This is a genomic window from Pseudooctadecabacter sp. (assembly GCF_020627745.1).
Taxonomy (GTDB): domain Bacteria; phylum Pseudomonadota; class Alphaproteobacteria; order Rhodobacterales; family Rhodobacteraceae; genus Octadecabacter.
Genome location: NZ_JAHDGE010000003.1, coordinates 128,238 through 148,884, shown reverse-complemented (window position 1 = coordinate 148,884; position 20,647 = coordinate 128,238). Strand labels below are relative to the sequence as shown.

The following is a 20,647-nucleotide window of genomic DNA, read 5'->3' as shown; positions in this document are numbered from 1 at the left end:
GGGGGGATGCTGGGCCTCACCAAGAAAGACAGCACGCTTATGCTGATCGTCTTTGCACTGGTGATGCTGGCCCCCTTCATCCTCAACCCCTTCCCCGAAGGGTCTGCGATGGCGCAGTTCAACGCGGGCTACCCCGACTTGATGCAGCGTTTCGTGATCTTCGGCATCTTTGCCATCGGGTTTAACATCCTCTTTGGCCTGACCGGCTACCTCAGCTTCGGCCACGCCGCCTTCCTGGGTGTGGGCAGCTATGCGGCGATCTGGTCGATGAAGCTGGTCACGCTCAATGTGATCCCCGGCATCGTCATGGCGATTGTCATTGCAGGGGCGTTCACACTGGTGGTGGGCTTTATCTCGCTGCGCCGCTCGGGCATCTACTTTTCGATCCTGACACTGGCCTTCGCGCAGATGTCCTACGCGCTGGCCTATTCCGTGCTGACCCCGATCACCGGCGGTGAGACGGGCCTGCAGATCAAGAACACCGACAGCCCCCTCTTTGGTGGCCCGACCGATGGCAGCATCGGGCGTGCGAACCTTTTCGGGGCCGAAATGGGCAATTCCTACGAACTGGCCGTGGGCAGCTGGCTGTTCACCTTCAACCTTGGCTACTACATCGCAGGTGTCGCCCTTCTGGTGGCCTTCTACCTCAGCATCCGCATCTTCCGCAGCCCCTTCGGGATCATGTTGCGTGCGGTGAAATCGAACCAGCAACGCATGAACTACACCGGCCTTACGCCCAAGCGCTACACGCTGTCGGCCTTCGTGATCTCCGGCATGTATGCGGGTCTGGCCGGTGGTCTGATGGTCGCCATGGACACCCAAGTGGGGCCGGAACGCATGTTCTGGACCGCCTCCGGTGAGGTCGTGATCATGACAATCCTCGGCGGTGCCGGCACCCTGATGGGTCCGATCCTTGGCGCGGGTTTCATCAAATACATGGAAAACATCGTCTCCAAGATCAACAAGGACATCCTGCACGAATGGTTCGCCTTCCTGCCGGACGGGGCCGAGGACGTGATGGTGTCGATCGTCTATCCGTTCATCGGCAAAGGCTGGCACCTGACGCTGGGCATCCTGTTCATGCTGGTCGTGATCTTCCTGCCCGGTGGCCTCGTCGAAGGTGGCCAGCGCATCGCCAACAAATTCCGCCGCAACAAGACCGACGGATAAGGAGAAACATCATGGGAATCCTCACAGTAAAAGGCGTCAACAAGCGCTTCGGCGGTCTGCAGGCCTTGGGCGACGTGAACCTCGATGTGGCAGAAAACACCTGCCACGCCATCATCGGCCCCAACGGGGCTGGCAAATCCACCCTGCTGAACGTGCTGGTGGGCAAACTGATCCCCGACAGCGGATCGGTGGTCTTTGACGGGCAATCCGTGCTGGGCCGCCAGCCGCACGAGATCAACCAGATGGGCATCAGCCGCGTGTTCCAGACACCGGAAATCTTTGCTGATCTGACGGTCATGGAAAACATGCTGATCCCGTGTTTTGCCAAACGCGACGGTGCCTTCCGGATGCACGCCATCCAGTCGACCCGACACGAGGGCGACATGATCGAAAAGGCGGAAAGCATGCTCGATGAGGTGGGCATGTTGGACAAACGGGACATGACGGCGTCATCCATGTCGCGCGGCGACAAACGGCGTCTGGAAATGGCCATGTGTCTGGTTCAGGACCCGCGCCTGTTGCTGCTTGATGAACCGACCGCCGGCATGGCCCGCGCGGATACGGAAAACACCATTGAGCTGCTCAAAACCATCCGTCGCGAACGGGGCATCACCATGGCGATCATCGAACACGACATGAACGTCGTGTTCTCCTTGGCCGAACGCATCACCGTTCTGGCCCAAGGCACGCCGCTGGTGGAAGACACCCCCGACAACATCAAAGGCCACCCCAAAGTGCGCGAAGCCTACTTGGGCGAAGCACAGGTCTAACCGGGCAGGGTTTCGAAAGAAACTCTGTCCCCACAAAGCCCCCACACGGCTTTGGCCCCCGATCAAGGAACCGACATGACACACGTTGAAGAACTCCGCCCCGAAGGCAAATTCGACAAAAACCGCAACATGGCAGGCACCTCCGCCAAATTCCTCTCTGTCTGGGATATTGAGGCCTATTACGGCGAAAGCTACATCGTCCAAGGCGTCAGCTTTGACATCCATGAGGGTGAAATCCTCGCCCTTCTGGGGCGCAACGGGGCGGGCAAAACCTCCACCCTGCGGACGATCGCGCGGATGGATGACCCCGAACTCAAGCACGGTGAAATCTGGCTGGATCACCAGCCCCTGCACGACATGCGCGCCCATCAGGCCGCACAGGCGGGCATTCAACTGGTGCCCGAAGACCGCTCGATCATTCCTGGATTGACGGTTGAGGAAAACCTGAAACTCGCCCAGATCGCCCCACCCAAAGGCTGGTCCATCGACCGCGTTTATGACCTGTTCCCGCGTCTGCGCGAACGGCGCAATCAGGAAGGTGTGACGTTGTCGGGGGGCGAGCAGCAGATGTTGTCCATCGCCCGTGCACTGTGCCGCGACATCAAGGTTCTGTTGCTTGATGAACCTTACGAAGGTCTCGCCCCTGTCATCGTGCAGGAAATCGCCAAAACGCTGGAACTGATCCGCGAACAGGGCATCACCACGGTGATCGTAGAACAAAACGCGGTGGCCGCGTTGAAACTGGCCGACCGCGCTGTGATCCTCGACATTGGTAAGGTGGTCTACGACGGCTCTGCGCAAGAAGTCCTCGAAGACGAAGCCCTGCGCGCCAAGTATCTGGCGATCTGATCCGGCCACAAGAGTGCGCCAACACATCTGATCACGGGCGGCCCGCAATGGGCCGCCCCCTGCCCCCAAGTCAAAGCACGAGGACCCCATGTCCAACACATACCCCCCCACCGCCGAACAAGCCAAACGCGCCCACGCGGATGCCGAAACCTATGCCGAAATGTACGCCCATTCGATCAGTGACCCAGAAGGGTTCTGGGCCGAACAGGGCAAACGCGTTGACTGGATCAAGCCCTACACCAAGGTCAAAAACACCTCATTCCAGCCGGGCAACATCGACATCAAATGGTTCGAAGACGGCACGCTGAACGTCTCCGCGAACTGCGTGGATCGTCACGTGGAAACCCGTGGCGATCAAACGGCGATCATCTGGGAACCCGATGATCCCAAAGACGACGCCCTGCACATCACCTACCGCGAATTGCAGGGGCACGTCTGCCGGATGGCCAATGTGCTGCAGGAACTGGGCGTGACCAAAGGCGACCGCGTCGTCCTCTATATGCCGATGATCCCCGAGGCCGCCTATGCCATGCTGGCCTGCACGCGCATCGGCGCTGTGCACTCCATTGTGTTCGCAGGATTTTCCCCCGATGCTTTGGGCGCACGCATCAACGGTTGTGACGCCAAGGTCGTCATCACCGCCGACTACGCCCCCCGTGGGGGTCGCGCCACGCCGCTGAAATCCAACACCGATGCCGCCCTGCTGCACTGCAAGGACAGCGTCAAATGTCTGGTCGTGAAGCGCACCGGTGGCCAGACCACATGGACCGACCGCGATTACAGCTACAACGACATGGTGCTTGAGGCCGACGATTACCAAAAGCCCGAAGAAATGAACGCCGAGGACCCGTTGTTCATCCTCTACACCTCAGGCTCCACAGGTCAGCCCAAGGGCGTCGTGCACACCACGGGCGGCTATCTGGTCTATGCCTCCATGACCCATCAATACACCTTTGATTACCACGACGGCGACGTCTTCTGGTGTACGGCGGATGTGGGCTGGGTCACCGGCCACAGCTACATTGTCTACGGGCCACTGGCCAACGGTGCCACCACGATCATGTTCGAAGGCGTGCCCACCTACCCCGACGCGGGCCGCTTCTGGGAGGTCTGCGCCAAACACAAGGTCAATCAGTTCTACACCGCCCCCACGGCCATCCGCGCGCTCATGGGGGCTGGCGATGATTATGTCAAAGGCCACGATCTGAGCGATCTGCGCCTGCTGGGGTCCGTGGGGGAACCGATCAACCCCGAAGCCTGGACATGGTACTACAACGTCGTGGGCGGCGGACGCTGCCCCATCGTCGATACCTTCTGGCAGACCGAAACCGGCGGTCACATGCTGACCCCCCTGCCCGGTGCCACGACCCTGAAACCGGGTGCGGCGCAAACACCGTTTTTCGGCGTCAAACCCGTGGTGCTGGACCCGCAATCGGGCGAGGAAATTCACGGCAACGACGTGGAGGGTGTTCTTTGCATGGGCGACAGCTGGCCCGGCCAGATGCGCACCGTCTGGGGCGATCATGAACGGTTCGAAAAAACCTATTTCGGGGATTATGCCGGGTATTACTTCTCCGGTGATGGCTGCAAACGGGATGCAGACGGGGATTACTGGGTGACGGGCCGGGTTGACGACGTCATCAACGTCTCCGGCCACCGCATGGGCACCGCAGAAGTCGAATCCGCCCTCGTGGCCCACGCGAAAGTGGCCGAATCTGCCGTGGTGGGCTATCCGCACGACATCAAGGGTCAGGGCATCTATGCCTATGTCACCTTAATGAATGGTGAAGACCCGACAGAAGAGTTGCGCAAGGAACTGGAAACCTGGGTCCGCACCGAAATCGGCCCCATCGCCAAGCCTGACCTGATCCAATGGGCGCCGGGCCTGCCCAAAACACGGTCCGGCAAGATCATGCGCCGCATTCTGCGCAAGATTGCCGAGGATGATTTCGGCGCATTGGGCGACACCTCGACCCTTGCCGATCCCTCGGTGGTGGACGATCTGATTGAAAACCGCATGAACCGGACGGATTGACCGAAAACACATCAGAATCGCGCGGGTGACCCTGACCCGTGCGGTTTTGACGTGTCTGTTTACCGGTTGTTAGGTTTTAGGTGATCGAATGCACCGGTGGGGGCTCCTGATGTTGATGGAGCTGTACATGGATATTCCTTCACTTTTCCCCGCGCCACCGGCGCAGGGTGACGCCGCACCTCCGCCTGCCAAACCCGACGGTCGGGCTGTGGCCGATGCTGTGGCCACCAAAGATGCGCCCCGCCCCGACGTACCGCTGCCGCTGCCTGCAACACCTGCGCAGGTCGGCATCGTCAGCGCCGTGGCCCTCGCCGCTGATCCTGCCCCCGTGACAACCGTCATATCGGACACCGGCGTCAGTGAACGCACCCTCAAACCCTACGGCATTTTCATGTTGCCCGACGGGGCCGATCCCTCCGATCCGCAGCCGCCCCGTACTGACCCCGACACGCCTGCCGTGTAACGCCACGTCATTTTCCGGCCCTCTCGCGCTTTTCTCCACCGCGACCATGGTGTAAGCGTGTCAAAGCCCCACCCCGGTGCGGGCCATGCCACGCAGAAAGACAGGCAAAAGGCCGAGGGAACAATGACCAAAAAAACACCTCACGACTCCGATGTCACATTCATTCAGGCGCTCGCGGAATTGCTGCGCGAAAACGATCTGACCGAACTTCAGGTCAAACGCGACTACGGCGAGAACGACAGCCTCAACGTGCGTGTCAGTCGCCAGCAGGCCCAGCAGGTCGTGACGCAGGCGGCCCCGGCCGCCGCACCTGCAGCGGCCCCCGCCCCCGCAGCAGCCCCCGCCACGCCCGCGCCTGCCACCGATGCAGACCCCGCCAGCCTGCCCGGCGCGGTCACCTCGCCCATGGTCGGCACAATCTATCTGTCCCCTGAACCGGGGGCTGCCAATTTCGTCAAGGTCGGCGACAGTGTCTCCGAAGGGGATACCCTGCTGATCATCGAAGCGATGAAAACCATGAACCACATTCCCGCGCCGAAATCCGGCACGGTAAAGCGACTGTTGGTCGAAGACGGCGCGCCGGTTGAATTCGGCGCCCCCTTGATGGTCGTCGAGTAAGGTTCAGATATGTTTGACAAAATCCTCATCGCGAACCGTGGGGAAATCGCGCTGCGCGTGATCCGTGCGTGCCGCGAAATGGGCATCGGGTCCGTCGCGGTCCATTCCACCGCCGACGCGGACGCCATGCATGTGCGCATGGCCGACGAAAGCGTGTGCATCGGCCCGCCCGCCTCGCCCTCCAGCTACCTCAGCTTTCCGGCGATCATCTCCGCCTGCGAAATCACCGGCGCACAGGCGATCCATCCCGGCTACGGGTTCCTGAGCGAAAACGCGCAATTCGTGCAGATCGTCGAAGACCACGGCCTGACGTTCATCGGCCCCACCGCCGAACACATCCGCGTCATGGGCGACAAGATCACCGCGAAAGACACGATGAAGGAACTGGGCGTGCCCTGCGTTCCCGGCTCGGACGGGGGGGTCGACACGCTTGAGGACGCCCTGAAAATCGGTGAGGAGTTCGGCTATCCGGTCATCATCAAGGCCACAGCCGGTGGCGGCGGCAAGGGCATGAAAGTCGCCAATTCCGCCGAGGAAATGAAATCCGCCTTCCAGACGGCCCGTGCCGAAGGCAAGGCCAACTTCGGCAATCCCGACGTCTACATCGAAAAATACCTGACCACGCCGCGCCACATCGAAATTCAGGTGTTCGGCGATGGCAAAGGCAATGCGGTGCATCTGGGCGAACGGGATTGCTCCCTCCAGCGGCGCCACCAAAAGGTCTTCGAAGAGGCCCCCGGCCCCGCCATCAGCGCTGAGGAACGCGCCGCCATCGGCAAGGTTTGCGCCGACGCCTGCGCGCGCATCAACTACATCGGCGCGGGCACCATCGAATTTCTGTATGAAAACGGTGAGTTCTATTTCATCGAAATGAACACCCGCCTGCAGGTGGAACACCCCGTCACCGAAGCCATCTTTGGCCAGGACCTGGTGCGCGAACAAATCCGTGTGGCCGCCGGCCTGCCCATGTCTTTCACCCAAGACGATTTGCAGATCAACGGTCACGCAATCGAGGTCCGGATCAATGCGGAAAAGCTTCCCAATTTTTCGCCCTGTCCGGGGAAAATCACGCAATTTCATGCACCTGGCGGTCTTGGCGTGCGCATGGACTCCGCGCTTTATGACGGCTATTCCATCCCGCCCTACTACGACAGCCTGATCGGCAAACTGATCGTGCATGGCCGTGACCGTCCCGAAGCCTTGGCCCGTCTGGCCCGTGCCTTGGGGGAATTGATCGTTGACGGCGTCGACACCACTGTCCCCCTCTTTCATGCGCTTCTGCAGGAAGAGGCCGTGTTGTCAGGCAACTACAACATCCACTGGCTGGAACACTGGCTTGAGGACAACCTTCAAACCTGAGGGACATGGACCCGTCGGAGGACGCACCCGAACGGCGCACCTTTGGCTTTTGGTGCGCCGATCATGCCCGTCCCGTGCGTCATCGCCAGGGGTCCGGCGTCCGGTCACTCTCCAGCCGGGGGGGGCGTCACATCCTTGCGCGCCAATATCCGCAACACGGACACACCGACATCTTGGACATACGGCAAATCCGGAATAAAACCGGAACAGGCCGTAGCGGCTTCCGCCCCCGCCGCACCGTTCGGGGCGGATGACGGTGCTGCGAAGCCGGAGATGACAAAGGATATCGGGCGTGACCATCCAGCTTACCGCCGACATGCTGCTGTCCGCCTATGCCGGCGGCATCTTTCCGATGGCCGAACACCGCGGCGACGATACGCTGTTCTGGGTCGATCCGCGCCTGCGCGGGGTCATTCCCTTGGACGGGTTCCACATGTCTCGATCCTTGCGCAAGACCATCCGGTCGGGGCGCTTCTCAATCTCGTATGACCGCGATTTTGCCGCTGTGGTGCAGGGCTGTGCGGACCGCGAGGAAACATGGATCAACGCCATGCTGACCGACCTCTACGGCCAGCTGCATCTGGCCCGCATGGCGCGCTCGATTGAGGTATGGGACGGGGCCGATCTGGTCGGCGGCGTCTTTGGCATCACCTTGGGCGGGGCGTTTTTCGGCGAAAGCATGTTCAGCCGCAGGCCCGATGCGTCCAAAGTCGCACTGGCCTATCTGGTCGACCGGTTGCGCGCTGGGGGCTTCGCGCTCTTTGACACGCAGTTCATCACGCCCCATCTGGCCAGCCTCGGTGCGGTGGAAATTCCCCGCGCCGACTACCGCAAACATCTGACCGCCGCCTTGTCTCTTGATGCGCATTTTGACCGGCAAGATGCCGTGCCCGACCCCTATTCGCTGCTACAGCGCAACGCCCAGACATCATAACGCGGATGGTCCAGCGCGTTCAGCGCCGGGGCCGATGCAATCATCCAGCCGCGAAACACCGGATCGGCCTCGTTGTTGTAAACGATGGTCAACAGCGTAAAGGCGTCACCCGACCGGTTGCCTGATGGATACCGGCATTCGGACATCGTGATATCCATCAATCCGAAGGCCTGTGTCTCTCCGCTGCGAAAGGTCAGATCGTCCGTCCGGCCGGTGATCTTGTCAAGGATACGCAACGTTCCACCGGGGGCGCTTGTGGCCTCCTGCGCGGTCGCGGGCAGGCCAAGACCCAGCAATGCAAAGACGGCGGCCCGTGTCAGAAATCTCATGTGTCGTCCCGTCCCACAAATGTCATCAACAGCTGGATCAGGCTGACCGCGCCTTGCGTGTCCTCGATCACGGCGCCGTCCGCATACATCTCGAACGACCCGCCGGGCACGATCTCGACAAAGGTGCCGCCCAGCAACCCTTCCGACGCCACGACAGCTGCACTGTCATCGGGGATCGGCACGCCCTCTTCAATAGCGAAAACAGCCTCCGCCCGGTAGCTGTCGGTGTTCAGCGACAAACCGCTGACGGTGCCGATGGACACGCCAGCCATGCGGATGTCCGTGCCCACGGTGACCCCTTCGGCGGATCGGAAATTGGCCCGCAACTCCTGCCCGACCGGTCCGCCACCAAGGCCCGCGGCCCCCACGAGCACCCACAAAAAGCCCAAAGCCGCCGCGCAAACGACGGCCCCGACAATGACCTCTGTGGCGTTTTCGCGCATCGGTTATTCCGGGCTCCATGCCTCGTAATCGCTGCGCGGGGACGGGTCCGGTTTGCGGATGGATCCTTTGGGCGCATAGGCCTGCGCGGTGCCGGTCAGGTTCGGCAGGTGCGGCTTTTCCCAAGGTTTGTTGGGCACAGTCTCCTCGGACGGGAGTTCATCCCACGTATGATGCAGCCAGCCATGCCACTCGGGGCTCACGCGGCTGCCCTCAACCTCACCGTTGAAAATCACCCACCGGCGGCTCTCGTCAGCGTTGGTGTAATAGACGTTGCCCGCCTCATCCTCACCAACCTTCTTGCCCTTGCGCCATGTCCACAGCTGCGTGCCGATGGTCTGGTGGTCCCACCAGACAAAAATTCGTTTGATAAAATTCCCGACACCCATGTGAACGGCTCCCTTTGGCTTGGGGCTTACATGCCCGATTGCGCCCCAAAGGTCCAGAGGATCGAACCGGTGGGCAGGCCCAAAAGCCCCGAATTTTCCTCAGCCCTGCGGCACGCGCGCGGTCACCTCAATTTCGATCTTCATCGCCTCTTCCTGCAAATCCGCCACCAGCATTGTCGCCGCAGGTCGGGCCTTTGCGAAAACGGTACTGGTGATGGGCCAGCATTTCGGCCAGTCGGCCTTGTCGGGCAGGATATAGGTGACCCGCACGACATCATCCAGCGTCGCGCCCGCCTCCGCCAGCGCCCGCGCGATCGTATCGAACGTGTTGCGGCATTGGTCTTCGACCGCCTCGGGCATGGTCATGGTCGCGTAATCATAGCCTGTCGTGCCCGCCACAAAGACCCAACCGTCCGCCACAACCGCGCGGCTGTAGCCGATGTTCGCCTCAAACGGGCTGCCGGTGCGGATGTGTTTCACGGTCATGTCGTTCCCTCGAAAAATGTCAGACGGTTGCCGAAAGGGTCAGTCAACGTCAGGTCCCGTTCGCCCCAGGTCTGGTCCTGCGGGGGGCCGGGGTTGAGCGCGCCATAGGGGCGCGTCATCAGGTCATCGTAAAATCCGTCTAGGTCTGCACAGGCGATCCGCACCCGCGTGCCCGGCGTCGTGTCGCCGTGGTGTTCGGTCAGATGCAGGTCCAGCCCGTCACGGCGCAGCCCAAGGTACAGCGGCATCTGCGGCCCGAACCGGTGTTCAAACACCACTACAAAACCCAGCCATTCTACATAGAATGCCCGCGCTTTGGCTTCGTCGAAGCTGCGTAAAATAGGGGTGGCGGGGCCAAGCATATCTGCCCCCGCCCCGGCCTTAACCCGCCGTCGCGGGCTCGGCCTCTTTCTTGCTTTCGTCGTGGATCATCAGCGGGCTGGCGTCGGGGCCGACAGCCTCTTCATTCACGACCACCTCGGTCACCGTATCCATGCCCGGCAGGTCAAACATCGTGTCCAGCAGGATGTCTTCCATGATGGACCGCAGACCCCGTGCACCTGTCTTGCGTTCGATCGCGCGCTTGGCAATCGCCGTCAGCGCGTCATCGGTGAAGGTCAGCGTCACGGTTTCCAGCTCGAACAGACGCTGGTACTGTTTGACCAGCGCGTTCTTGGGCTTGCTGAGGATCGTGACAAGCGCGTCTTCATCCAGATCTTCAAGCGTCGCGATCACCGGCAAGCGCCCCACGAATTCCGGGATCAGGCCGAACTTCAACAGGTCCTCGGGTTCCAGATCGGTGAAAATCTCACCCACGCCGCGGTCATCAGGGCCGCGCACTTCGGCGCCAAAGCCCATGCCCGCACCTTTGCCACGTTGCGCAATGATCTTATCAAGGCCCGCAAAGGCCCCGCCGCAGATGAACAAAATATTCGTCGTGTCCACCTGCAGGAATTCCTGCTGCGGATGTTTGCGTCCGCCTTGCGGCGGTACGGAGGCAACTGTGCCTTCCATGATCTTCAGCAGGGCCTGCTGCACGCCTTCGCCCGACACATCGCGGGTGATCGACGGATTGTCGGACTTGCGCGTGATCTTGTCGACCTCGTCAATATAGACGATGCCGCGCTGCGCGCGTTCCACGTTGTATTCGGACGCCTGCAACAGTTTGAGGATGATGTTCTCAACATCCTCGCCCACGTAGCCGGCTTCGGTCAGGGTCGTCGCATCGGCCATGGTGAACGGCACGTCCAGAATGCGCGCCAAAGTCTGCGCCAAAAGCGTCTTGCCGCACCCCGTGGGGCCGATCAGCATGATGTTGGATTTCGCCAGTTCAATATCGGATTTCTCGGCGTGGTTCAGACGTTTGTAGTGGTTGTGCACCGCCACCGACAGCACCCGTTTCGCATGGGCCTGACCGATCACGTAATCATCCAGCACGCCGCAAATCTCCAGCGGTGTTGGCACCCCTTCGGAGGCTTTCAGCCCGGCTGATTTCGTCTCCTCGCGGATGATATCCATGCACAATTCGACACATTCATCGCAAATGAACACGGTCGGGCCCGCAATCAGTTTGCGCACCTCATGCTGAGATTTGCCGCAAAAGCTGCAATAGAGGGTATTCTTGCTGTCGCCGCCAGACGTCGTCGCCATGTCGTCATTCCCTTGGTCGACCCATCAAGATGTTGGGTCCGTAAATGTGTTCCGGGCTGGTTGGGGTCTACCCTAAGCCAGCCCGAAATGGTCCACAACGTCAAAAACGCAGCGCGGACCTATGCGTCGTCTTCAAGTTTGCCGCGGCTTTCGACGATCTCGTCGATGTGGCCCCAGTCCTTGGCTTCTTCCGGTGTCATCCACTTATCGCGGTCGAGGGCCTTTTCGACCTCTTTCTTGGCCTGCCCTGTGTGCTTCATGTACAATTTGTACATCCGCTCACGGGTTTGTTCGATGTGGTTGGCGCGGATCAGGATGTCCGACGCCATGCCCTGTGCGCCGCCGGAGGGCTGGTGCACCATCACTTCGGAGTTGGGCAGTGCAAACCGCATCCCCTTTTCACCACCCACCGCGATGACGGAGCCCATGGAGGCCGCCATGCCACAAATCAGCGTGCTGACCTTGGGGCGGATGTATTGCATGGTGTCATAAATGCTCATCCCCGAATGAACAGCGCCGCCTGGGCTGTTGATATACATGGAGATTTCCTTTTTCGGGTTCTCCGCCTCAAGGTGCAAAAGCTGCGCCACGATCAGCTGGCTCATGCCGTCGTGGATCGGGCCGTTGACGAAAACGATGCGTTCCTTCAGCAGGCGGCTGAAGATATCGTAGGCCCTCTCACCGCGGGACGTCTGTTCGACGACCATCGGCACAAGGTTCATATAAGTCTCAACAGGATCATTCATTGGGTCTGCCTCAGGGATTCAGGGACGCATTCCGCGCCCGTCTACAGGGTATATGTTACCCAAACCTTAGTGGGGGCTGCAGGGGGCTTCAAGGGCACCATTTTGCCCAAAGCCACGAGGATCGGTTTCTATATAAAGGGTCGCCTTGATCCGGTTTCAACCACCCCTAGCTTGCACCATATGACATTCATCCCCTCCAGACAGGCGGCGCTTGCGCGTCTGACAGCCTTCACCCCGCGAATGGGGCGCGACTATGCGTCCCAGCGCAACTATGACCGGCCCGGCCATGACGATGTGTCGCGGCTGTCGCCCTATTTGCGTCACCGGATGATCACGGAGGATGAGGTGCTGCGCGCCTGCCTTGGCACCCATTCCCCTTCGGCTGCACAAAAGTTCGTACAGGAGGTCTACTGGCGCACCTATTGGAAAGGCTGGCTGGAACACCGCCCGTCGGTCTGGACGCAGTACCGCGCGGGGCTGACACAGGCGCTCAATGATGTGCAGACCCAATCGGGACTGCGCGCGGAATGGGAGGCCGCCTGCGCGGGCGACACCGGCATCGACTGTTTCGACCACTGGGCGCGCGAACTGGTGGACACGGGCTATCTGCACAACCACGCACGGATGTGGTTCGCCTCGATCTGGATGTTCACCCTGCGTCTGCCATGGGAATTGGGCGCGGATTTCTTTCTGCGGCACCTGCTGGACGGCGATCCCGCGTCCAATACGTTGGGATGGCGCTGGGTCGGCGGGATGCAGACCGTGGGCAAAACCTATCTGGCACGACCGTCCAACATCTCGCGGTACACCGAAGGGCGGTTCAAACCCGAGGGCCTTGCCGCTTTTGCGCCCCCGCTTGACGGGTATCCCAATCCCGACCGCAGCCCCCTGCCCACCTCTGATCCGCTGCCAAAGGGCCCGGTTGCCGTTCTGGTCACCGAAGACGACATGACGCCGGACTGGCTGCTGGATCAACTCGATGTATCACAGATTGCCTATTTCGACGGCACCGCCCACCGCAGCCCCCTTCATACAGGCGCAAAGCTGTCGGCGTTCATGGCGGGCGCGAAAGACGATCTGCTGGCCCGGATCGGGACGGTGACCGTGCTGGACACCGCCGATGACGTCGCGAACTGGGCGAAAGATCACGATGCTGTGGCCATGTCCTACCCGCCTGTCGGCGGCACCGCTGACGTGCTGCCGGACGGCATTGCCAAAATCCTGCGTCCCTATGATGCGCGGGCGTGGCCCCATGCCACCGCAGGGTTCTTCAAGTTCAAGGACAAGATCCCCAAACTGCTGGGTGCCTATGACGACCAGCCGGAGATGCTTTGACACTCGGAAAATTCCGCATGCATCCCGAATGAAAAGGCGCCCCGCAGGGCGCCTTTTGCATCACTTCAAGAGGTTCGGCACAATCGTCACGATACTGGGGAAGAACGCCAGGATCGCCAGACCCACCACCTGGATCAGCACGAAGGGTGCCACCCCGCGGTAGATGTCGCCTGTCGTGACCTCCTTGGGGGCCACCCCGCGCAGATAGAACAGCGCAAAGCCAAAGGGCGGCGTGAGGAACGACGTCTGCAGGTTCACCGCGATCATGATGGTCACCCATTTGGGATCAAACGTGCCGCCATAGATGACGGGGCCGACAATGGGCACCACGATGTAGATGATCTCAAGGAAGTCCAACACGAAGCCCAGCACAAAGAGCACCAGCATCACGATCAGGAACACCGTCCATTCCTGATCGAACGACCGCAGGAACTGCTGGATGTAATGTTCGCCGCCAAAGGAGATGACCACGAGGTTCAACAGCTGCGACCCGATCAGGATGGTGAACACCATCGACGTCACCTTCGCCGTCTCGCGCACCACCGGTGTCAGCACCCCGCCCAGCCACAACACGGCGCAGGCATAGGCCAGACCGAACATGGAAAACAGGAACATCGAGAAGGCAAAGAAGAACGCAAGGTAGTCTTCGAACGCGACCTCTTCCTGTCCGATCCGCATGTCGAAGTTTACACCCACGACCAGCATCAGCCCGACAGCCGCCGTGGCCAGCAGGATGATCTTGCCCGACTTTTCCTGATCCGCCAGCTTGCGGTACGCCGCCAGCATGATGGCACCGCCAGCGCCCAAGGCCGCAGCCGGCGTCGGGTTGGTGATCCCGCCAAGGATCGACCCCAGCACCGCGACAATCAGAACCAGCGGTGGGAAGACCACGCGCAACAGATCGTTCTTGGCCAGCCGCGCCAGCGCAAAGCGCATGGACCACATGACCAGCAACAGCGGCAGAATGATGATCAACGTCGTCACACCGGGCGATGTCAGCGGCGAAATCAGCACGATATCGGCCAGCAACAACAGCACCACACCGGCCCCGCCCACAATCAGGGGCAACGGATTGGCCGAGGGCGACACGCCCCGCGCAATCACCAGAACCAGTGCAATCAGCAGCGCCAGAATACCGATGCCGGTGCCGATCACGGGCGCATCCGCCACCTTCTGGGCCACGGCCTCTGCACGTTCCTCATCACTCAGCGCGCGGGCCTGTTCGACCCCGCCTGCGTCATTGATCGTCGCCTGTTCGGCAAGCGCGGCATTCCACGCCTCATCTCCGTGCAACTCCTGCATGGAGGCCGCACATTCCGGCGACACATTGGTGCGCAAGCTGGCCGTCTGGCCTGCATCGGTAAAGCTGTCGACGATGACAGACTGGCTGCCCACCACGCCGAGGTTCATCAAGAACACCAGCAAGATGATCAGACCGCCGGGCACGGCGAGGAACCATGTCAGCCCTTCGTTGCGGGTGATGACTTCGGAGTTTGTGGACCCCATTTCAACCGCAGGCGCCTTGGCCGGGTTCAGCAGGGCAAAGCCAAAGGCATAGGCCGCATAAAGAAACGCCAGCATGATGCCCGGCAACAGCGCCGCCTGGAACAACGTGCCCACAGACACCACCGCAGGTTCCCCCAGATAGGTCAGCGCGTCGGAACAGCCCGCAAGCTGCGCACGTTCCTCTTGTGCGGCGGAATACAAATCCCCCGCCAGCGTGCCCAACAGCACGATGACGATGGACGGCGGGATGATCTGCCCCAATGTGCCAGACGCCGCAATGACGCCCGTGGCCAGTTCCTTGGAATAGCCCGCCCGCAACATGGTGGGCAGCGACAGCAGCCCCATGGTTACAACAGTCGCACCCACGATCCCTGTGGAGGCCGCCAAGAACGCACCCACAACCACAACCGACACGGCCAGACCGCCCGGCAATCCGCCAAAGACGCGGCTCATGGTGGTCAGCAAGTCGTCCGCGATCTTGGACCGTTCCAGCGTGATCCCCATCAGCACGAACATCAGCACCGCCAACAAAGTCTCGATCGACTGACCGGCCAGCACCCGTTCGTTCATGCGGTTCACGACGAAGGACACATTGCGATCCAGCGCGGTTTCCCAGCCGCCCACAAAGACATGTTCGGCGATGCGCGGCAGATCGGGGTATCGGAAGACCGATATGGTGTCCGGCCTGATCCCTTCGGCAATCAGGGCAGCATATTCCGCTGTCCCCGTGTCAATCGCCTGATGGATCAGATAGCCGCCCGAATCCAGGGCTGCGATGATCGCAAAGGAAATGACCGCCGATCCGCCAATGGCAAAGGCCACCGGAAAGCCCGACAAGATACCTGCGAACAAACACAGGAAAACGATGATGAGGCCAATTTCTACGCCATCAAGTCCGAAGAGCATCAGTGCGTCCCCTCATAAGCTTCTTCACCCTCTCCGAGGGAATCTTTGTCCAGGTATTTGCCCGCACTCTCTTCGCCCTCGACCAGTTCCAGATAGGACCGGTAGAAAAAGGCTATGGCCTGCAACAGCACCAGCGCGGTGAAGGCCACCAGCAGGATCTTGAACAGGAAATAGGCGTTGAACCCGTTCGGGCTGAACCCGATGGTTTCCACATTCCAGCGCAGCGCGCGCGCCTTGGTGATCAACCGGTCCAGACTGTCTGACGCCGATGGCTTCGGCACCACCAGATGCCGCCACAGGAAGTACCAGCCGTACATCCAGGTCAGGATCGCCGCAGGCACCATAAAGATGATGGAGCCCACCATGTCGATGATCCGCTTGGTGCGGTGGCTGACGGCGGAATAGATCAGATCGACCCGCACATGACCGCCCTGCACAAAGGTGTAGGTCACACACATGCACACGATCATGGCGTTATACAGCTTCAGGCTTTCCGCCCACCACGACACATCAAAGGTCGTGACCATCCCGAACCCGAAGCTGATCTCGGACACGGCAAAAACGCGCTGCATAAAGATGATGATGATCTGGATCGCCACCATGATCAGACCGGCCCAGGCAAAGGTACGGCCGACGGAATTCGCAATCGCCTCGAACACCCGCACGCAGCCCCACATGAAGGGGCGGTAGGCAAAGGCGATCACCGTGATGATCAGGAACAGCGTGAAGACCGCAAAGAAAAATTCGACCGACCCGCCAAAGTAGATGAACCGCATCAGCGCTTCTTTGTCTTCGGTCGTGTTGCCCCAGCTGAGCCAATCCAGCCAGACATTGGGGTGCGTCACTGCGTACAGAATGTTGTAGAGCGCCTCGAGAATATTGGCGAGGACCCAGACGATGCTGTCCCAGATGGCGCCCAATGTTGTCTCGGCCGGTGCAATCGGGTCCGCCCCGTCAGGGGCGTTGCCCTGCCAGCGTTCAACCAATCGCGTAAAGCCGTTTTCATAGCTGGACCAGAAACCCGCGTTCTCTGCGTCTTCTTCCATGCCCTGTCCCCCGAAATGTCTTGAATATCAGTGCCCGCCGTGCGCGGCGGGGCTTGATGTCAGGCCCCGCACAAAGGCGGGGCCTGATCTGATCGCGTCGCCGGACCAGATGGCCCGGACAGCAGCCTTAGCCGCCCATCACACGGTCACGCTGGGCGCGGTACGCACCTTCGGACTTGGAAATCCAGCTGGAGGATTCCGCCATGGAGGCGTTGTAGGACGCACGGATTTTGTCATAGAGCTCGTCACCGTTGTACTGGTCCATGGTCTCCATTGCGGCGGTGCCCATCGCATCCCAGACAGAGTCAGGGAATTCCAGAACCTTCACGCCACCGGCCTGCAGACGCTCAAGCGCTGCACCGTTGTTGTTCATGAACTGTGCCAGGTTCCACTGGTGCGCTTCGCCAGAGGCGATCTCGATGATCTTCTGGTGGGCTGGGGACAGCTCGTTGAAGACATCAAGGTTGGTTGCCAAGGACAGGCCTGCGCCCGGCTCGTGCATACCAGCGGTGTAGTAGAACTTGGTGATTTCCTGGAAACCGGCCTTTTCGTCCGCCCATGGGCCGATCCACTCGGTGCCGTCAATCGCACCGGAGGCCAGCGCCTGATACACTTCCGCACCCGGAAGGTTCTGAACGGAGGCACCCATGTTGCCCAGCGCCTGACCACCAAGGCCCGGCATACGGAACTTGAGACCCTGGAAATCCTCAGGACCGGTGATTTCGTTGGCGAACCAACCGCCAGCCTGTGGGCCGGTGTTGCCTGCGAGGAAGGACTTGAGACCGAAGATCTCGCCCAGCTCGGAGTGCAGGTCGTGACCGCCACCGTGGTAGTACCAGTTCATCAGTTCCTGTGGGGACATGCCGAACGGCACGGACGTAAAGAACGCATAGCCCGGATGCTGACCCACGAAGTAGTAGTCGGCACCGTGGTACATGTCGGCCTGACCGGAGGTCACGGCGTCAAAGACTTCGAAGGCACCCACAAGTTCGCCAGCGGCCTTCAGGTCGATGGTCAGCGTGCCATCGGACATGGCGGTGATGGTGTCGGCGGCGCGCTGTGCGGCGTCATGCACACCGGCAAGGCCGCGGCCCCAGGTGGTGACCAGCGTCAGCGTGCGGTGGCCAGCGGCATAGGCCGGGGCTGCCAGAGTTGTTGCGGCTGCGGCGGACCCGCCCAGCGCAGAGTTCTTCAAGAAAGAACGACGATCCATGTGTAATTTCCTCCCATGGAATGGCCTGCCCTCCCCCTCCCAGAGGCGAACAGATCGTTTCAAGTAGGCCGACGTTAACGAACTCACTTCGCATGCGAAATACCCACTGCCCCGTAGAAATGCCCGAATTGTCAGCGTTTCTTACCAATTCCGCCCCGCAGTTAGCGCCAACAGACCGGCCAGCCGCGAATCAGACCCTAGTGAATCACCCGCAACCCCGTTAACGATTCGTCCATGGAACCCTTCATGGAAAACCTGCGCGCCAGCCTGCGCCTCAGCTACGGGCAAAAGCTCTTTTTGCTGGCCACCGTGCCCCTGGTGCTGTCGGTGGCGCTGATCACATGGATCGTCGCCAACCAGTCGCGCGCGCTGGCGGACCGTGAAATCCGCGCGTTGGAAACCCAGCTGATCGACGCCAAACGCGAGGAATTGCAGAACTACCTGTCCATCGCCCGCACGGCCTTTGTGAACATCTACGGACGCGCGGCCCCCGATGACGAGGCCGCCAAGCTGGAGGTCACGCGCATCCTGTCCGCGATGCTTTACGGCCAAGACGGCTATTTCTTCGTGTTCGACTACGACGGCCGCAATCTGGTGGCGCCGCGTCAGACGAACCTGATCGGGCAGAACTGGTCGGGCCTTGATGACATCGACGGGGTGCCCATCACGGATGAGATCATCCGGCTGGCACGCACCGGCGGCGGGTATCATGAATTTCAATGGCCCAAGCCCACCACCCGCGAAACCGCGCCGATGATTGTTTATGTCAACGGGCTGCAGGACTGGCGGTGGGCCATCGGCACGGGCATTTTCGTCGATGACGTGCGCGAAACCGTGGCCGCCGCCCGTGCGGATGTGGAAAGCCGCATCCAGCAGACGACCTTCTATATCCTGCTGATTACCATCGCCGCCCTTCTGGCGGTGTTCCTGACCGGCATCGTTCTGAACATCCGCGAACGCAGGCTGGCCGACGCCAAGCTGAAGGAACTGACCGAACGGATTATCGACACGCAAGAAGAAGAACGCGGACGTGTGGCGCGCGAACTGCATGACGGCATCAGCCAGATCCTCGTCTCCGTGCGTTATGCGCTGGAACTGGCCCGCCGCCGGATCACCTCGGGCGACGTTCGTGCGGGGGCCAGCCTCGACAAAGGCATCGACGCCTTGGGCGGGGCCATCGGGGAGGTCCGCCGCATCTCCCGCGATCTGCGCCCCGGTGTGCTGGACGATCTGGGCCTTGCCCCTGCCCTGCAATCGCTGATCGACGATTTCAGCGCCCGCACCGGCATCACCGTCGATTTCGAAACGGTGGTGTTTCGCGGACGGCTGGACGAAGACGCCCGCATCGCGCTTTACCGTGTGGCGCAAGAGGCGTTCACCAACATCGAACGCCATGCCGAGGCCACACAAGTCTCCATGGCCCTCAAAGGCACCGCAAAGGGCGGCATCATGCGCATCACCGACAACGGGCGCGGCCTGACGCGGCGCAGTTCGGGCGGGCTGGGACTGCGCAATATGTCCGAACGTATGGAACAGCTGGGCGGTACCTTCCGCGTCATGGCCTCCCAGAACGGAACAACCATTGAAGCCCGCGTGCCGCTGTCGCATATGCTGCCCCCCGATACCTCTGCCCGTAAACTGGACAACACCGCATGACCTCGATCCGTGTTCTTATCGTCGACGACCACCCCATGGTGGCCGAAGGCATCGAAGCCATTCTGGAAACCTACGACGATCTGGATGTGATCGGCGTGCTGACCAACGGACAGGCGGCCATTGATCAGGTCGAAGCGATGCAGCCCGATGTGATCCTGCTTGACCTCAACATGCCGGGCGTGAACGGGCTGTCTGCCACCGAAATCATCCTCGAACGGCGCCCCGACACCCGCATCCTGATCCTGTCCATGCACGACAGCCCCGAATATATCTCCACCGCGCTGAACCACGGGGCCAAGGGGTATGTGCTGAAGGACGTGCCAACGGACGAAATCAAAACCGCGATCGACACCGTGATGCAGGGCGGCGAATACCTGTGCACCGGCGCGCGCGGATCGCTCAAGCCGCGCATCTCGGACGGGCGCGAACCGCTGACATCGCGCGAACAGCAAATCCTGCTGGAACTGGCGCAGGGCAAATCCAACAAGGAAGTGGGCGCCGCCCTCGACATCTCCGTGCGCACGGTCGAAACGCACCGCAAAAACATCAAACGCAAGCTGGGCATCTCCAGCACCGCCGGCCTGACCCGCTACGCCATGGAACACGGGGTTTTGCAGGGCACAGGCCGATAGGCCTGTGCGGGCGATAGGCCTGTGCGGGCGGTAAGGCCTGTGCGGGCGATCACCTCTGACGAGGGGTGTTCGTGGCCAGTCGGCCCTCCGGGGGGAGTTTTTCGGGCCAGATGA

General features: G+C 61.0%; 21 protein-coding genes. 11 read left to right on the top strand and 10 right to left on the bottom strand.

Features of this window, described 5'->3' with window-relative positions:
* Nucleotides 1–6 precede the first annotated feature (6 nt).
* The 8 genes from QZ653_RS02630 to aat all read left to right on the top strand — a co-directional run bounded on the left by QZ653_RS02630 (nt 7) and on the right by aat (nt 8,198).
* Nucleotides 7–1,170, top strand: coding sequence for a branched-chain amino acid ABC transporter permease (locus QZ653_RS02630; protein WP_296417438.1), 1,164 nt, complete (start codon nt 7–9; stop codon nt 1,168–1,170).
* A gap of 11 nt (nt 1,171–1,181) precedes the next feature.
* Nucleotides 1,182–1,940: an ABC transporter ATP-binding protein gene (locus QZ653_RS02625; RefSeq protein ID WP_296417415.1), complete on the top strand. Its 759-nt coding sequence runs from the start codon at nt 1,182–1,184 to the stop codon at nt 1,938–1,940.
* Nucleotides 1,941–2,015: 75 nt separating this feature from the next.
* On the top strand, nt 2,016–2,789 hold the full coding sequence (locus QZ653_RS02620) for an ABC transporter ATP-binding protein (RefSeq protein ID WP_296417414.1): 774 nt from the start codon (nt 2,016–2,018) through the stop codon (nt 2,787–2,789).
* Nucleotides 2,790–2,877: 88 nt separating this feature from the next.
* Nucleotides 2,878–4,824 (top strand): acetate--CoA ligase, encoded by a 1,947-nt coding sequence (acs, locus tag QZ653_RS02615; protein WP_296417413.1) that lies wholly within the window; start codon nt 2,878–2,880, stop codon nt 4,822–4,824.
* Nucleotides 4,825–4,951: 127 nt separating this feature from the next.
* A complete protein-coding gene (locus QZ653_RS02610; RefSeq protein ID WP_296417412.1) occupies nt 4,952–5,287 on the top strand; it encodes a hypothetical protein in 336 nt (111 codons plus the stop codon).
* Between the two features lie 123 nt (nt 5,288–5,410).
* Nucleotides 5,411–5,905, top strand: coding sequence for an acetyl-CoA carboxylase biotin carboxyl carrier protein (accB, locus tag QZ653_RS02605; RefSeq protein ID WP_296417411.1), 495 nt, complete (start codon nt 5,411–5,413; stop codon nt 5,903–5,905).
* A 9-nt stretch (nt 5,906–5,914) separates the two neighbouring features.
* Nucleotides 5,915–7,264 carry an acetyl-CoA carboxylase biotin carboxylase subunit gene (accC, locus tag QZ653_RS02600; protein ID WP_296417409.1) on the top strand — a complete coding sequence of 450 codons (1,350 nt, stop codon included), beginning with the start codon at nt 5,915–5,917 and terminating at the stop codon, nt 7,262–7,264.
* 316 nt (nt 7,265–7,580) lie between these two features.
* Nucleotides 7,581–8,198, top strand: coding sequence for a leucyl/phenylalanyl-tRNA--protein transferase (aat, locus tag QZ653_RS02595; protein ID WP_296417437.1), 618 nt, complete (start codon nt 7,581–7,583; stop codon nt 8,196–8,198).
* Here aat and QZ653_RS02590 read toward each other — a convergent pair.
* From QZ653_RS02590 to QZ653_RS02560, 7 genes are all read right to left on the bottom strand, one after another.
* Nucleotides 8,162–8,527 carry a DUF2155 domain-containing protein gene (locus QZ653_RS02590; RefSeq protein WP_296417408.1) on the bottom strand — a complete coding sequence of 122 codons (366 nt, stop codon included), beginning with the start codon at nt 8,525–8,527 and terminating at the stop codon, nt 8,162–8,164. The two genes, aat and QZ653_RS02590, sit on opposite strands and share 37 nt — an antisense overlap.
* Nucleotides 8,524–8,970, bottom strand: a complete 447-nt coding sequence (locus tag QZ653_RS02585) for an outer membrane lipid asymmetry maintenance protein MlaD (protein ID WP_296417407.1) — start codon at nt 8,968–8,970, stop codon at nt 8,524–8,526. The genes QZ653_RS02590 and QZ653_RS02585 overlap by 4 nt, the downstream gene beginning before the upstream one ends.
* Before the next feature lie 3 nt (nt 8,971–8,973).
* Nucleotides 8,974–9,357 (bottom strand): NADH:ubiquinone oxidoreductase subunit NDUFA12, encoded by a 384-nt coding sequence (locus QZ653_RS02580; protein ID WP_296417406.1) that lies wholly within the window; start codon nt 9,355–9,357, stop codon nt 8,974–8,976.
* Nucleotides 9,358–9,456: 99 nt separating this feature from the next.
* Nucleotides 9,457–9,843, bottom strand: a complete 387-nt coding sequence (locus QZ653_RS02575; protein ID WP_296417405.1) for a RidA family protein — start codon at nt 9,841–9,843, stop codon at nt 9,457–9,459.
* A complete protein-coding gene (locus QZ653_RS02570) occupies nt 9,840–10,205 on the bottom strand; it encodes a glyoxalase superfamily protein (protein ID WP_296417404.1) in 366 nt (121 codons plus the stop codon). Before QZ653_RS02570 ends, QZ653_RS02575 begins: the two co-directional genes overlap by 4 nt.
* A gap of 19 nt (nt 10,206–10,224) precedes the next feature.
* Nucleotides 10,225–11,493, bottom strand: coding sequence for an ATP-dependent Clp protease ATP-binding subunit ClpX (gene clpX / locus QZ653_RS02565; RefSeq protein ID WP_296417403.1), 1,269 nt, complete (start codon nt 11,491–11,493; stop codon nt 10,225–10,227).
* Nucleotides 11,494–11,612: 119 nt separating this feature from the next.
* The gene (locus tag QZ653_RS02560; protein WP_296417402.1) at nt 11,613–12,239 is read right to left on the bottom strand and encodes an ATP-dependent Clp protease proteolytic subunit; all 627 of its coding nucleotides are present in this window, start codon (nt 12,237–12,239) and stop codon (nt 11,613–11,615) included.
* 180 nt (nt 12,240–12,419) lie between these two features.
* Here QZ653_RS02560 and QZ653_RS02555 point away from each other — a divergent pair, with 180 nt between their 5' ends.
* Nucleotides 12,420–13,574, top strand: coding sequence for an FAD-binding domain-containing protein (locus QZ653_RS02555; RefSeq protein WP_296417401.1), 1,155 nt, complete (start codon nt 12,420–12,422; stop codon nt 13,572–13,574).
* Between the two features lie 60 nt (nt 13,575–13,634).
* Here the strand turns inward: QZ653_RS02555 and QZ653_RS02550 are convergent, their stop codons facing one another.
* The 3 genes from QZ653_RS02550 to QZ653_RS02540 all read right to left on the bottom strand — a co-directional run bounded on the left by QZ653_RS02550 (nt 13,635) and on the right by QZ653_RS02540 (nt 18,245).
* Nucleotides 13,635–15,986 carry a TRAP transporter large permease gene (locus QZ653_RS02550; RefSeq protein WP_296417400.1) on the bottom strand — a complete coding sequence of 784 codons (2,352 nt, stop codon included), beginning with the start codon at nt 15,984–15,986 and terminating at the stop codon, nt 13,635–13,637.
* Nucleotides 15,986–17,032, bottom strand: a complete 1,047-nt coding sequence (locus tag QZ653_RS02545) for a TRAP transporter small permease subunit (RefSeq protein WP_296417399.1) — start codon at nt 17,030–17,032, stop codon at nt 15,986–15,988. Before QZ653_RS02545 ends, QZ653_RS02550 begins: the two co-directional genes overlap by 1 nt.
* Nucleotides 17,033–17,159: 127 nt before the next feature.
* Nucleotides 17,160–18,245 carry a TRAP transporter substrate-binding protein gene (locus QZ653_RS02540; RefSeq protein ID WP_296417398.1) on the bottom strand — a complete coding sequence of 362 codons (1,086 nt, stop codon included), beginning with the start codon at nt 18,243–18,245 and terminating at the stop codon, nt 17,160–17,162.
* Between the two features lie 234 nt (nt 18,246–18,479).
* On the opposite strand from QZ653_RS02540, the gene QZ653_RS02535 reads away from it, so the two are divergent.
* Together QZ653_RS02535 and QZ653_RS02530 are read left to right on the top strand one after the other, a co-directional pair.
* The gene (locus tag QZ653_RS02535; RefSeq protein ID WP_296417397.1) at nt 18,480–19,901 is read left to right on the top strand and encodes a cache domain-containing protein; all 1,422 of its coding nucleotides are present in this window, start codon (nt 18,480–18,482) and stop codon (nt 19,899–19,901) included.
* The gene (locus QZ653_RS02530) at nt 19,898–20,533 is read left to right on the top strand and encodes a response regulator transcription factor (RefSeq protein WP_296417396.1); all 636 of its coding nucleotides are present in this window, start codon (nt 19,898–19,900) and stop codon (nt 20,531–20,533) included. The genes QZ653_RS02535 and QZ653_RS02530 overlap by 4 nt, the downstream gene beginning before the upstream one ends.
* The last annotated feature ends 114 nt before the right edge of the window (nt 20,534–20,647 follow it).